The following is a 17092-nucleotide window of genomic DNA, read 5'->3' on the forward strand; positions in this document are numbered from 1 at the left end:
CTCTCTTTTAACTTTCTAAAGTCTAATGAAATGAAAAATACAATAATAAATATAAGACAGCTACTGTCGTTAATAGTAGTAATGTTGGTTTTTGGTTTAGTGACTAAACTATCTGCCCAACAACAAAATTACCTGACGGTTTCAGGAAATAAATTATTTGATGTTCAGGGTAAAGAAGTACGACTTACTGGGGTAAACTGGTTTGGTTTTGAAACCCAAAACTATTTTCCTCACGGGATATGGTCGCGTGACATGAAAAGTGTTTTGCAACAAATTAAAGATCTTGGTTTTAATACGATAAGAGTACCGTGGGCTAATGAAATGCTTAACCCAGGATCAACAATTGCAATTAATTCATATGGGTCGGATCCTTATACAGGAGTATCTCCTATGAATGAGGAAGAAACAAAAGTGACTAAGCCTATTGAGCTAATGGACATTTTTGTAAAATGGTGCCAGGAGAATGATATGAAAATAGTTTTGGATAATCATTCTAGAGCTGCAGATGGTTTCTTAAATGAAAAATTTTGGTACACTCCAGAATATTCAGAAGAAAGATGGATTCAGGACTGGGTTTTTCTAGCTGATCGATACAAAGAATACTCTGCTGTAGTGGCAATGGATCTAAACAACGAACCTCATGGTTCTTCTTGGGGAAACAGTAATCCAGCAACAGATTGGAACAAAGCAGCAGAACGTTGTGGTAATGCTGTGTTACAAGCAAACCCAAATGTTTTAATCATCATAGAAGGTGTTGGAGAATTTGAAGGAAACTCATACTGGTGGGGTGGACAACTCATGGGAGCAAGAAAATATCCTATCCAATTATCTGATCCAAGCAAGTTAATGTATTCTGCTCACGAATATGGACCAGAAGTGGCACAGCAAGATTGGTTTACTGCTTCTGATTTTCCACAGAATATGCCTGGAATATGGAAAGATAATTTTCACTATTTATATGAAGAAGGTACTTCTCCTCTTTTTGTAGGAGAATTCGGAATTAAAGATCAAGATGCTTTTGGTGGAATTTCTTATACATGGTTTACCGAGTTTACAGATTTTATGGGTGATATCTATTCCTGGACATTTTGGAGTATGAATCCTAATTCTGGAGATACTGGAGGGATTTTACAAGATGACTGGACTTCTGTAAATCAATGGAAATTGGATGTGCTAAAACCACATTTTGCTCCTCTAATTCCTAATGTTGTAGGAGGAACCGGAAATCAAGCTCCAAATGCGACATTTTCAGCAAGTCCTACTCAGGGAATTACACCTTTAACTGTTCAGTTTGATGCATCTGCTTCTTCAGATCCAGATGGAGATACTTTGACTTTTAGTTGGGATTTTGGTGATGGAGATGTAGCAACAGGATCTATGATATCTCATCTATTTACAGGTGTTGGAGAATATCAAGTAACTTTAACAGTAAGTGATGGCTCATTAAATGATACCTATGTAACAACTATTACCGTTGTAGATACTACAACACCAACAGTTACTGCTGATATCACTGTTGATAATACTTCTGGTATTGCACCTGCAACAATTAATTTTGATGCTTCAGGATCTATATCATCAGATGGAAGTGCATTAACATATAATTGGGATTTTGGAGATGGAACTACCGGCATAGGTAGTATAGTTGCTCACGAATATTCGATAGCAGGAAATTATAGAATCACCTTAACTGCTTCTAATGCTAACGGAATTTCGGATGAAGCTATAATAGATGTTGTGATAACTCAACCTTCTACAGGAGGAGATTGTAATTTTGGAGCACCTCTAGCCACTGCGCTACCTACAATATCAAATGCATCCTATACAAAAGTTCATGTTTTAGGAAATGGAGGTCCTGATTTAAGTAATGTAACCAACTTTACCATCAATTGGGATTTAGTAAATAATGGATTGTGGCAATTTTCAATGAACACAAGCAATGGTGTGCCAAGCTGGTGGAATAACTTTTTACCAAAAATATCACAGAACTTTAATGCCGCTCAACCTGAAATTACAATTACAGATTCAGGATTCCCTAACCTTGATGGATCATATTGGGCAACTTTAGATCAGAATAATTTTGTCTTAGTTTCTAAAACAGTAGGATTTACTATTTATTTCAGTAATAGTGCAACTGCTCCTGCTTGTCAAGATGCAGCACCAGCAGCTAATTTAAACGTAGAAACGTTTAATAACCCTGTACAAGATAGATTAGTTATTCAAGGACAAGGTTTATCAAAAGGAACTACAATTAGTTTAATAAATATTTCTGGTGTAGTAATGAAAACTATGCAGATTCAATCAAACTCAAAAGAGGTAGAATTAAATACTTCTAATCTTGAATCAGGGATGTATTTTGTTAAAATCAATTACGAAAAACAAGTAAGTACATTAAGAATAATTAAAAAATAATTCTTAAAACCAGATGTAAACATGTCTGAAGGGAGCTATAGGGCTTTAAAAATAGCTCCCTTCTTTTATATGATGTAAACATTTTATGACATTCAGTGTTTTTCTGAAAATTAGAAAAACAGTAAACCCAAAAATCTACAACACATAAACTCATCAATAGCTTATGGAACCAACTCATAAAAAGAAAAGAAATTGGGGTATTACTTTCGTGAAAAACAACATCCGAAAGTTTTACTTCGTTATTATATTAGCTACGCTCAGTATAGCCATCAAATCATTTACGCAAGTCTATGATGGCACTGCAGGTCCAAAAATGACTACCCAAACCTGGCCCGCAGGAACATTTTTGGCCAATTTCCCAGAAGGGGATAGAATTAGTACCTACCACCGTAATTATTTTTTTATGAATGGTCAGGCAGGAACAAGTGTTTGGGATGTTTCTAATCCTACTGCACCAAAAAGAGTACAGTTTAGTGATGCTGCAAATAATGGTCACCGATGGTGGAAATTAGGAGGAGATCTTTTTTACAGAGAATATTCAGTACCAGAAGTACAAGGAACAGGATACAAATATCTAGACCTTTCTAATATGCTGGACAGAAAACCGGTAACCTCTTCAGATGTATTATTTACTGTAAAAGATGGTCAGTCTAATTTTGATAACCTTGAAACATTTCCTCATACTATAGATGGAAGCAGGGTTTTTGATATGAGAACAGGAGTGCAGGTAGATGATATCCCTGCTACTGTATCTTTACCTGATATTGTGGTACGAGTTGGGAACTACGTTTTTTATGCTCCACAAACAGGAGATATTAGTGTGTTTGATTTTGGAGACCCAAATAATATTAAATTTTTAGGATCTTTTGGAGGTGATATTCCGCACGAACAATATAGTACAGGTATTCAATTATGGAGGAATTATCTGGTGTTCATGAGCGGTAATGAGGGACCTGACGCTTTAGTAGGTTTTGATATTAGTGATCCTACCAATGTAAAAAGAGGCTTCAGTTTACACTCTGATCAAATAACTTTAGGAAGATATATGATTTTTCAGGATGAATATGGATTCTCAGGACGATTTGATAGAGGGGTAAAATTTAACTTTGAAACTATGAAGGTCGAACAAGAATTTGTTCCTCCATCTAGTGATGAAACACTTCAGTTTATAGATAACCAATGGATGCCAATCGGTCATATTCTGATAGCGAGTGGAGATGATAAAACTTCTATTTTTGCACATCAGGATGGATTAGATATTAAACCTCCAACCGTAGGACACCATTTTCCAGCATCTGGAGCTATAAACCAACCACAAACAACTACGCTGGGTTTTGTAATTAATGAAACCTTAGATGACTTAACCATTAACGACAAAACAATCCAGGTAAGTCCATTAGGAGGAACGCCTATTAAAGGTGATGTAACAACGACATCATATCAAGTTGTTAATTATGCTTCAAAAGAAGAACTGTTACCCAATACTACATATGAAGTAAAATTTGTTGAAGGAGGAATTAAAGACGCTGTTGGAAATGGAATGGAAGAATACATCTTTTATTTCACTACTGGTGGAGATAGCTCTAATCAATCTCCAGAAATTGCTGGGATCGATTTAAGTATCCCCTCTCCTATTGTTGTGAGTGCAGAAGTAGACTTCACTGCCAATGCAACTGATGCAGACGGAAATACATTAACCTATAGATGGGATTTTGGTGATGGTTCTCCCAAAACAGAATGGATAGGTAAAACAACATCACATACATATACAGAAGCGGGTAATTATTTAGTTCAGGTTCAGGTGTCTGACAATAATGGAGGCTTCATAGTGGGGTCTCAATCTATTGTTGTAGTATCAAATTTATCTTCAGATTTACCCACTCAATCTAGTCCAATAACGGTAGATTCAAAAAATAGAATTGTTTGGTCAGTCAATCCAGACAATAACACAGTAACCTTAGTTAATGCTGATAACTTAAAAATAATTAAAGAAGTAGCAGTAGGAATAGATCCTGTAAATGTTGCTTTAGATGGTACAGGAAAAGCATGGATTACTTGTAGAGATTCTGATGAGGTATATGTGCTTAATATAGACGGTTCTTTAGAAACTAAAATAGCTTTGTCCAAAGGATCACGACCTTATGGAATTGTCTTTACCCCAGATGGTACCAGAGCGTTTGTATCTGCTTTTGGATCAGGAAAACTAATAGAAGTTTCTCCATCAACCAATACTATAAAAAATACAATTGATCTAGGACCAACTCCTAGAGCATTAGCTGTTACTAGCGATGGAAAGAAATTATTAGTAACGAGGTTTATTTCGCCAGATGAAGAAGGTCAGGTTTGGGAAATCAACTTGAATACATTTACGAAGAACAAGACAATTCCTCTTGCACTAGATAATTTTACTGTAGATAACGGAAATGAAGGAAGAGGCTTACCAAATTATGTAGCAGGAATAGCAATTCATCCTGACAATACATCTGCCTGGTCCGTAGGTAAAAAAGATAATATCCTTAGAGGACTGGCCAGAGACGGAAAACCATTAGTTTTTGACAATGTAGTTCGTACAGCAATCTCACCGATTAATCTGGCCACAAGTAAAGAAGAACTTACTAAGAGGTTAGATATAGATAATCATGGGCAACCTTCATCTGTGTTGTATAGTCCAACAGGGAATTATCTTTTTGTAACCATGCAAGGCAATAATAGAATAGTTGTGATAGATCCAAAAAGAGGACTAGAATTATTGAAGAAAGATGTTGGTAAAGCACCACAGGGATTGGCTATTGATCCTAACACAAATAAGGTTTTTGTAAAAAACTTCATGGATAGAAGTGTTACTGTTTTTGATGCCTCAGAAATGATTACAACAGGAAGTAATACGTTAGAAGAAGTATCAACAATTGTAACTGTTAGTAATGAAGAATTAAGCCCTGTAGTACTTAAAGGAAAACAAATATTCTATGATGCTGCAGATCTAAAAATGGGAACTGATGGTTATATCAGTTGTGTAAGTTGTCATAGTGATGGTACTCAAGATGGGCGTACATGGGATTTTACAGACAGAGGAGAAGGTTTAAGAAATACAATTTCCTTAGTTGGTAGAGCAGGAACAGCTCATGGAAGAGTTCACTGGAGTGCAAATTTTGATGAAATACAAGATTTTGAAAATGATATTCGTTTCCATTTTAATGGCCAGGGATTTATGACCGATGCAGATTTTAATGAGGGAACAACGGCACTATCCCTTGGAGACCCGAAAAAAGGGAAATCTGCTGATTTGGATGCATTAGTTGCATATGTAGAATCATTAAATACTTTTGACCCAAGTCCATACCGTAATACGAATGGAACCTTGACTACTGAAGGTACTGCGGGAAAATCTATATTCGAAGATTTAAAATGTAATTCTTGTCATGGAGGTCCGGATTTTACCGATAGTAATACAGGAAAAATGCATGATGTAGGTACTATTATTGATAATAGTGGTCAACGTTTAGGTAAAAAATTATTGGCTCTTGATGTACCTACATTAAAAGATGTTTGGGCAACAGCACCATATCTGCATAATGGATCTGCTAAAACCTTAACAGAAATATTTACAAAGTATAATCCTAATGATGGTCATGGAGCAACTTCTACGTTAAGTGCCACTCAAATGGCACAACTAGAAGCATATCTTAAACAAATCGATGGATCAGAATCAGCACCGGCAACACAACACACACTAAAAATAGCCTCTCCAGAAGATGGGATAAATATCGATAAAGCTGATCCTGTAAAATTGAGTATTACAACCAATATAACAGGGATTACTAAAATTGAATATTATGTTGATAACACCTTGGTTGAAGAAGTAACGACAGCACCTTTTGAATCATCATGGACTCCAATAATTTGGAAAACATATACAATTTCTGCTAAGGTCTTTTACAACAATGGTAATACTGCCTCTATAACTCCAGAGGTAAAAGTGAAGTATAAAAATACAATAAAAGTAATGTTTGTTGTAGGAGATAAGAATAACCTTACATCAGAAGATCAAAGAATAAAATCAAGATTGGAGCAACAACTTGGATTTGAAATCACACTTTTTTCTGATGAAGAAGCTACAAGCCCACAATCGGCTAATCCTTTTGATATGGCATTAATCTCTTCTACAGTAGATCCAAGAGAATTAGGAAATGACTTAGAAGCAGCTAAAGTGCCGTTAATGACCTGGAATCCATTTATGTATGGAAAACTGAAAATGATATCGGGAGAATTAAATACCGGATTTGGGTTTACAAAAGATGGATTTTCTACGATTACAGTTTCTGATCCTACTCATCCGATGGCAGCAGGTGTAGGTGCAAGTACAGCTTTGTACTCAATAACACAAAGTCTACCATTCGGAAATCCAACAACAGAAGCAATTGTTATAGCAAAAGCAGGAGAACAACCTATTCTATTTGGATATGAAGCAAGTATTAGTATTCCTTCAAGAAGAGTTGCTTTTCCACTTAGAGATCAGTTTATGCATTTACTTACTGATGATGGACTCAATATGTTTGATGCAGCGGTATTATGGACACTTCACGGTGGGGATGCCAATGTCCCCATAGGCCCCCTACCGGATGTGTTTTTTGAATCTCCAGTAGATGGTGAATTAGTAAATACACCGCTAAAAATCAAGTTTAAAACTGAAGGATGGTCATTACCTTCTCAACAGTATAAACTTAGATTTAGAATCGATGGTCAGGATAGAGGTTTGGTAACTAGTAATGCCATACTTACCGATCCAACGGTTTTATCAGAAGGACCACATGAATTAAGCCTACAGATGGAGCGTAGTGATAATTCTCTTACAGATTTAGGAGAAACAATTACTGTAAATGTTACAAAAGATCCTTTACCACAGGGTCCAACAGCAACAATACAATCTCCTACAGCTGGTGGATTAGTAGGCCCTGATTTTGAGATCAAATTTTCTACTTTTCAATGGGATATAACACCAGGAGGACAACATGTAAAATATTTTATTGATGATGTAGAACAAGGTTCTGTTTTTGAGATAAAACCAATTCCTGTAAGTAATTTGGCAGAAGGAAAACATACACTCAAATTATCATTAGCAAAAGCCGACGGGACACTCTCAGGAGATTCAACAGAAATAACTATTACCGTAGATAAAAGATTTAGTAATTTACCAGATACAGATTTTAGTGTCGAATATCGTGATAACAGTTCTGGAGTTTCAACTCCAGAATTAAAGCCTGTATTCCAAATTGTAAGTACATCAACAGAGAATCTTCCATTTAGTGATTTTAAGATTAGATATTGGTTTACTCCTGATAACAATACCCCAATGACTTTTAACGCAGATTATTCTGCAATTACAGGGACAACTGGAGTTTTTGGAACTTCGGGGACGCAAAATTATCTCGAAATAGGTTTTGGCACCTCATCTGGAAATTTATCTGCGAATAGTAAATCAGGACAAATCCAAACAAGGTTACATCATTCTGGATATCAGACTCATGATCAAAGTAATGATTTCTCATACGATGCAAGTAAAACATCTTTACTGCCTCATGTTCTGGTAACATTGTATTATAAAGGAACCTTAGTTTGGGGATTAGAACCTACAGGAAATGTAGCTACTAATAGAGCTCCAATAGCAGATATCAAAACTGATACTAGAGAAGGAATCGCTCCATTAGCCGTTGTTTTTGATGCTTCTGGTTCTAGTGACCCAGATGGAGATACGCTTACATATACGTGGGATTTTGGAAATGGAGATACTGCAACTGGAGTGACGGCATCCTATGAGTTCAAAGATGCAGGAGATCAAAATGTAACACTAACGGTTAATGACGGTAAAGGAAGTAATGATACTGCTACAGCAATAATTAAGGTGCTTATACCTGCTATAAGTGTTGAGGCTAATTTTGTAGCTACCCCTGTTTTAGGAACCATCCCGTTAATTGTCAATTTTGATTCATCATCATCTGTATTCCCGTTGGGAAGTACAATTAATTACTCGTGGGATTTTGGAGATGGGACAACTAGTAATGAAGCAAACCCATCACATACATATTCACTATCTGGATCTTATGCTGCAACGTTAACTATTAGTGATGGTGTAAACTCAGATATTTCTAACATAGTAACAATTACGGCAACTGAGGCTAGTGCACCAATAGCAGATGCCAATTTTACTTCCGATGTTACTACAGGAGTTGCTCCCGCTACTATTAACTTTGATGCTTCGGCCTCGACAAGTACAGGCGGTAGTATTACATCATATTTGTGGGATTTTGGTGATAGTACTACAGCTACAGGAGTGAACATTGCTCATGAGTTTAGCACAGCAGGTTCGTATATCGTTACATTAAGTATTTCAGATGCAGTAGGAACAACCGATACGACAACACGTACAATAACTATAACAGAACCTGGTACATCAGGGAATTGTAATTTTGGAGTTCCTCAGAGTTCAGCTTTACAAACTCTTGAAAATGTAAGTTATACAAAAGCCTATGTTTTGGGTACTGGTGGCCCTGACTTAAGTAATATGACCAATTTTACAATAAATTGGAATTTGACAAATAATGGATTGTATCAATTATCAATAAATACTAATGACGGTAAACCTTCTTGGTGGATTGATTTAACAGCAAGTATTACAAGTCAAAGTTTTAGTGGTCCTCAACCAGAGATCACATTATCAGGGACAGGAATACCAAATTTTGATGGTGTATATAGTGCTACTGTAGATGGCAATAATTTTGTATTAGTATCCAATGTAGGTTTTACTATATATTTTAGTAATAGCAATACAGCACCTAATTGCGAAAATGCAATTGCAGCCACAAAATTTATTGATAATGAAGAAAAAATAAAAGCATATCCTAATCCTGTCATAGATATTTTGACATTACAAAGTGAGGAAGATCTTACAGGAGCATTGGTTACTGTGGTTGATCTCTCAGGAAAAGAACTTTATGCTCAGGAAATTAGAGATCGAGTAACAGCAATAAATGTTGATATGAGTCAACTTAATTCTGGAATTTATTTCGTTAAAATTATAAAAGAAAAGAAAGTAGTTATTAGGCAAATTGTCAAGTAGTATTCTAGCAGACACTTGATGTTTTCTCTGGGGCTATGTCCCAGAGAAAATTTGCTTATTAAACTAAGTATAATTCCTTTGAACTAACCTTCTCCATTTCTCTCTGAATACCTAATCTAATCCTATCTTTTTAAGATGGTTTGAAAGATCTTAGTCTTTGAATAATAGGAGAATTCAAAGCTTCAATTGTTGAAGGTATTGATAGAATAGAACAAGTTTTATTCTCTTCAAATAGGATCGCATATTGATCTTTACAAAGGAGGTTTAAGAATAGGTAAACTAAATGATAAAATAGTATTACACCCGGGGCGATTTTGAAATTATCTTTGTAATGTTCTCTGTGGTTAGGAATATGCTAGTATTTCTTAATTCAGAATATAGAACAGTCTAATTTGTTTTTAACAGCAAATAAGACATCTGGAAGTTTGAATCTAAGTTAAATGATTTTTCATTTTGACAACTTCTTAATACATCCACTACAACAAAAATAGAATAAACAGTATTTAAATTGATAAACCTATTCGCGAATAGGTGTATAGATTAGTAACAACTTAACTTAATTACACAAATTATGAAAACAAATTTTAAAAAACTACTTGTTTTATGTTGCTTAGTGCTCTGCACGAGTAATTATTTACAGTCACAAACTCCGGGGTTTGTATATGCCGAAGGTGATAAATTCATGCTCGATGGAAGACCCTATTACTTTTCGGGAACAAATGTATATGATTTTTTTACTTACGGAAGTTCGAGTGGAGATATAGAAACCCAGTTTATGGATAAAGATCGTATCGATGAACATATGCGAAGATTATATGTAAATGGAGTAAGAGTTGTAAGATTATGGGGATTTAGTCATGAAGATTGGCATGGATTCGAACCTCAAAAAGGGGTGTATAGTGAAGGGCAGTTTGCACTTTTTGATTATGTTGTAAAATCTGCTGAAGCTAACGGGATAAAACTAATAGTAGCGTTAGAAAATTACTGGAATGATTATGGTGGAATCAAAGATCGTCTCAAATGGGAAGGTATTGATGTTGCTGGTGCAGGAACTCATGATCAAGGGCAATTCTTTACGAATGCTTCTGCAGTGCAAGGTTTTAAAGACTATGTAGAATATTTTATTACCCGTGTTAACCATTATGATGGTGTAGAATATCGAAATGACCCAACAATCTTAGCTTGGGAATTGATGAATGAGCCAAGATATCAAGGGTTTGGGGATGACCTTACTTCTGATACTTTAAGAGCATGGGTAGACGATATGGGACAGTTTATTAAATCCATAGATTCTAAACACCTATTAGGAACTGGCCTGGAAGCACATGGGTCAAAGTATGGTTTTGGTGGAGATGAAGGAAATGATTTTATAAAAATTCATGAATCTCCATTTATTGATTTTACTTCGGCGCATCCATACATACGAGAAAGTTGGTCTAACTTTACGCTAGAGGAAACAATGGCACTTATGAAACAATGGGCAGACGAATCCCATAATATTATTAAAAAACCATTATATGTCGGAGAATTTAATGTAGAAATACAGGAGAGATTCGAATGGTGGGAAGAGATGTATAGTTTTATAGAAGAAAATAAAATAGGTGCAAGTGCCTTTTGGTGGTTTCCTGATAATAAAACACCGAGAGATAAATTTGGAGTATTTGAAGGCGATGTTGAAGTAGCAATATATAAGGAACACGCACTTAGAATGGAAACAATGTCAGGAGGAGAATCTATCTATCTGTCTTTGATGTCTCCAAAATCTGGTGATAAATTTGTTTCAGGTAGTGATGTACATATAGAGGCGAATTTGCTTAATGAAAATAACACTGTTGTAAAAGTTGAGTTTTTTAGCAATGGAGTATTAGTTGGAGAAGACACAACTGCACCTTATGAATTTGATTTAAAAGGACTTTCAGATGGTCAATATAAAATAACTTCTGTTGCAACAAGTACAAGTGGAGTTACAAAAGAATCTACTGCTAGGAATATTCAAATTGGTGGAGATGGTGTATTAACCGTAGAATATCTAGATGCTTCAACATCTGTAGTTAGTAACGTGATAAAGCCACATTTTAGATTGTTTAATAACTCTTCACAGGATGTATCATATGCAGATTTAAGCGTTAGATATTGGTTCGAAAAAGAAGATGATTTAGCATTAACTTTCTCTACAGATTATGCGGTAGTTGGAAACAGCAATGTTAAAGGAAAATTTGTGAATACAGAGGGCAACTCTTATTACCTAGAAGTGAGCTTTGACCCTGCTACGGGATTGTTAGGAAGAAATGATGGTTCAGGTAGAATAGAAGCCAAAATAGCAAATAGTAGTTATTCTGATGTAAACCAGGCAAATGACTATTCTTACGATAATACAAAAAAAGAATTTGCATTATCAGAAAAAATAGGGTTATACCTTAACGGAAAATTGATTAGTGGAATAGAACCAGGCACGACCATCGATACTCCTAAGGCAATTATTGCTGCTTCAACAACATCAGGAAACGGTCCATTATCAGTTGTATTTGATGCTTCGGGATCTACAGACCCTAATGGAGACGTATTAACATATAACTGGGATTTTGGAAATGGGGTCACTGCAACAGGTGTGACAACAACTTATGAATTTACAGAATTTGGAGATCAGATAGTTACATTAACAGTAGATGACGGTAACGGAAACACTAATAGTGCAACAATTACAATTACGGTTAATGATCCTAATCTACCCCCTACAGCTTCTTTTATTAATGATGTAACAGCTGGAATTGCACCAGTTTCTATAACTTTTGATGCTTCGGGATCTACAGATCCTAATGGAGATGTATTAACATATAACTGGGATTTTGGAAATGGTGTCACAGCAACAGGTGTAACAACAACTTATGAATTTACGGTAGTAGGAGAATTTGATGTAAAACTTACAGTAAGTGATGGCAAATTAGAAGATACACTTACTAAAAAAATAACGATTACTGACGGAAATCCAATAGCGAATATTACATCGGATAAAACCTCTGGTTTTGCGCCTTTAGAAGTAGCTTTTGACGCCTCTGGTTCTGTAGATCCATCAAATAATGTGTTAAGTTATTCATGGGATTTTGGAGATGGAAATACCGGTGTAGGAGAAAAAATAACACATACGTTTGGTGCCATAGGTCAATATAATGTTGTGCTTACTGTGGATAATGGACAAGGTGGAACAAGTACAGATACAGAAGTTATAACCGTAACTGAAGAACCTGCGGTTTCAGATATTTCAGTAGAATATAGAGATGGAGGTAATGGTAATGCTTCTGATAATATGATCAATCCGCATTTAAGAATCGTAAACAATGGAAATGAACCCTTAGCTTATAGCGATATTACAATTAGATATTGGTTTACTTCAGAAAATAATAGTGACCTTAATTTCTGGTGTGATTGGGCACAACTGGGAACCAATAGCGTTATTGGGACATTTGGTCAAGCTAATGGGATGGATTATCTAGAAATTTCTTTTAATTCAGCTGCAGGAAATCTATTAGGATCAAATAACTCAGGAGATATTCAATCAAGATTTGCAAAAACAAACTGGAGCAATTTTGATGAAAATAATGATTATTCTTATGATGGGCTAAAAACTTCTTTTATTACTCATGATAAAATCACTTTATACAATAGAGGCAACTTAATTTGGGGAATAGAACCAGGTCTAAACCTTAGAAGTTCTGCCGATAAATTACAAGTAGTGACATATCCTAATCCTGTTACATCTTTTTTAACGATTAAAGGCGAAGATAGCTTGAAGGATGCAGTTATTGATGTAATGAACTTCTCAGGAAAGGTAGTAAATACCAAAAATGTTAAGAGTAATGGTACAGAGGTAAAGTTGGATATGACAACGATGGCTCCGGGAACTTACTTTGTCCAAATTAAACAACGAGATAAAAAACAAGTGTATCAGATAATCAAGTAGTCTAATCTCTAATTATTGTTTGAATTTATCGTGAGAAATTATTTATGATTTCTTACGGTGAATTTGGATGATAGTTACATGATATCTAAAAATGATGAATAATATAAAAAGTACAATTTTTAGACCACCGTCAATTCTATTGATAGTATTATTAGTATTTGGCGTTCAACATGCTTTTTCACAGAATACTATCCGTGTAGATCAAGGAAAAATATATTCTTCTTGTAATGAAGAAATTGTTATGCGAGGGGTTAATGAAATGTTTGTATGGTCTCAAGACAGAACTGGAGTAAGTATATTGCCAGAAATTGCAAAAACAGGATCTAATGCAGTAAGATTAGTATGGACAACAGAAGGAGCTGAAGCAGAACTTGATGCATTAATCAATAATAGTATTAAAAATAATATGATACCGGTTGCCGAGTTACATGACGCAACGGGAGATTTTAGTAAACTTCAGATGCTATTGGATTATTGGAAAAAACCAGCGGTTTTGTCAACAATTCAAAAATATAAAAAATGGTTGATTGTAAACATTGGTAACGAAGTTGGCAATGGATCAGAATCCACAGCTCAATGGGTAGATTATTATAAAGATGCTATTACCCAATTAAGAGATGCTGGAATCGATGGACCTTTAATGATTGATTGTGGAGGGTATGGAAACAGAGAGAGTTATTTCCTTGAAGGAGGTAATGAATTGTTAGAATTTGACCCAAAACATAATATAATCTTTGCGGTCCATACCTATTGGACAAACGGAGATGATCAAGCTAAAGTTGATCGGCTAAATACTATGATTGAAGATGCCAAGTTAAAGAAACTACCATATATCATTGGTGAGGGACCACAAGTAGTTGCATCTCCAGTTGCTTGTGGACAGAGCTTTCCGTATAAAGAGATGATGAAGAGATTACAAGAAGAAAAAATTGGATGGTTATCTTGGTCTTGGGGAGCAGTGAATAATAATGATTGTGGATCTCCCAACAGTAAACTTGATATAACGTCTGATGGTAAATTTGGAAGTTGGGCTACTACTTTTGCTGAAGAAATGTGTATTACAGATATTAATTCTATAAAAAACACATCAATAATTCCAGAATCATTAATAGACGGATCCATAGCTGCATGTGGAACAACATATACAATAACCGCATTTGCAGATGCAGGAGGTTCGATATCTCCTTCGGGACAGGTAATTGTTTCTGAAAATGATAACCAGATATTTGATATTACTACTACTATTGGTTTTAAGATCAAGGATGTTCTCGTAGATGGTATTTCGGTTGGAAATGTAGCTTCTTATACATTCTCTAATGTATTAGCTAACCATACAATTCGTGTAATGTATGATACCGTTCCTCTGCCGCCACAAGTTCCTTACTTAAACGGAGTACCACAGGTTATTCCTGGGAAAATTAAAGCAACAAGCTTTGATTTAGGTGGAGAAGCAGTAGCATACCATGATATTTCGTCAGGAAATGAAGGAAACGGTATAAGACAAGAAGAGGATGTAGATACAGAAAATGCTGGAGATGGTGGTAGTATTGGTTTTACTGCTGTAGAAGAATGGATGGAGTATACTGTAGATATCGCTCAGGCTGGAACATATAGCATTGACGTTTTAGTTGCTTCTCAAAATTCTAATGGCCAATTCCATATAGAATTTGATGGAAAAGACGTTACAGGAATTCAGAATGTCAATGGTACGGGTAGTTGGACAAGTTTTGTTCCTCAAAAAATTTCAAATGTTACACTTAGTGCTGGAGAACAAGTAATGAGAATGTATATCGATAACGGTGCTTTTAATTTCTCTACGATGACCTTTACAAGAGATGGTAATACAGGAGAAACACCCACGGCATCATTTACAGCTACTCCAGAGACAGGAGTTTCACCATTAGAGGTTAGTTTTGATGCTAGTGCATCTTCAGATCCAAATGGAGACGCAATTACATATAGTTGGGATTTTGGTAATGGAGAAACATCGACATTAGCAACACCTAAAGTAACATTTACAGAGATTAAGACCTATACAGTAACACTTACTGTAAGTGATGGTACTAACATTTCTACTCCTGTGACCAAAGATATTGTAGTCTCAGATGGTAATATTGCACCAGTTGCTGATTTTACAGCTACCCCTACAACAGGAATAGCTACAATTAATGTTAGTTTTGATGCTACAGCTTCTACCGATGCAAATGGAGATACACTAACCTATGCTTGGGATTTTGGAGATGGTACAACAGGTACAGGGATAACAGTAGATCATTTATATGCTGCCATTGGAGAATATACAGCTACATTAACGGTTAGTGACGGAAGTAAGACGGGAACCAAGACCACGACAATAACTGTGACTAACGGAAGTCCTGTTGCTTCATTTACAGCAAGTGCAGAGACAGGTGTTGCTCCATTAGCTGTTAGTTTTGATGCTTCGGGATCATCAGATCCTGCAGGAGGTGTACTAACGTATAGTTGGGATTTTGGTAATGGAGAAGTAGCTACTACAGCAACCGCTTCTACTACATACACCACATTAGGACAAGTAACCGTTACACTTACGGTAACAAATGATGCAGGAAATACAGCTTCTGCTACAAAAACAATAAATGTTACCGACGGTAGTGTAAGTTGTGCTTTTGGAACACCTATATCTGGAGGACTACCTTCTGTTAGCAATTCATTTGAGAATGTATTTGTTTTAGGAGAAAACGGACCAAATCTTGATAATGTTACCAAATTTATTGTCAATTGGGATCTTGCTAATAATGGATTGTATGAATTCTCTATAAGTACAAATAATGGTACTCCAACTTGGTATACTAATTTATTACCAAAAGTAACACAAAACTTTAATGCTGCTGAACCAGCAATTACAATTACAGATTCTGGCTTTGCAGGATTAGACGGAGAGTATTGGGCAACTATAGATGCGGGTAATTTTGTACTAGTTTCTAAAACCGGTGGATTTACATTATATTTCAGTACATCTGCAACAGTACCAGATTGTGGTACTACACCAACTCCAGTAGTAGTCGACGGAGGAGTAATTGCAGGAGGACCTTTTACATTTACAGTAGGAGATGGTATCGCAGATAATGTTTCTGGAGTTACTATAACAGGTAATATAGGAGATACTAGTCAATGGATTGTAACTGATGCTGCTGGAAAAATCCTTGGGTTACCAGCTTCACCAGAAGCGGTAGATTTTGATGGTGCAGGGGTAGGAAGCTGTTTTATTTATAATGTAAGTTATAACGGAACCATCACTGGTCTTACTGCTAATGAAAACATTTCAGGTTTAGTAGGGACATTTGATCTTTCAAATAGTATAGAAGTTGTAAGAAACCCTGTTACTACAGGAGGCGATTGTTCTTTTGGAGCACCATTAGGGAATGCATTACCAGCTCTAAATTCTAAATATGAAAATATATTTGTTTTAGGTAGTGGAGGTCCAAACCTTGATAACGTAACTAATTTAACGATCAATTGGGATCTTGCCAATAATGGATTGTACCAATTCTCTATGAATACCAATAATGGTACTCCAAGCTGGTATAATGATTTCTTACCCAAAGTGACGCAAACGTTTAATGCAGCAC

General features: G+C 35.7%; 4 protein-coding genes. All 4 read left to right on the forward strand.

Annotation, left to right across the window (positions count from 1 at the left end):
* The first annotated feature begins 30 nt into the window (after positions 1-30).
* Positions 31-2412 (forward strand): cellulase family glycosylhydrolase, encoded by a 2382-nt coding sequence (locus tag FOF46_RS09070; protein WP_244299594.1) that lies wholly within the window; start codon positions 31-33, stop codon positions 2410-2412.
* 163 nt (positions 2413-2575) lie between these two features.
* A complete protein-coding gene (locus FOF46_RS09075) occupies positions 2576-9526 on the forward strand; it encodes a PKD domain-containing protein (protein WP_143916226.1) in 6951 nt (2316 codons plus the stop codon).
* 571 nt (positions 9527-10097) lie between these two features.
* Positions 10098-13484: a PKD domain-containing protein gene (locus FOF46_RS09080; RefSeq protein WP_143916227.1), complete on the forward strand. Its 3387-nt coding sequence runs from the start codon at positions 10098-10100 to the stop codon at positions 13482-13484.
* Positions 13485-13578: 94 nt separating this feature from the next.
* A partial coding sequence (locus tag FOF46_RS09085; RefSeq protein WP_167571777.1) for a cellulase family glycosylhydrolase occupies positions 13579-17092 on the forward strand: 3514 nt, incomplete at its 3' end.

Origin of the sequence: Aquimarina algiphila (assembly GCF_007489275.1) — a bacterium.
GTDB classification, from domain to species: Bacteria; Bacteroidota; Bacteroidia; order Flavobacteriales; family Flavobacteriaceae; genus Aquimarina; species Aquimarina algiphila.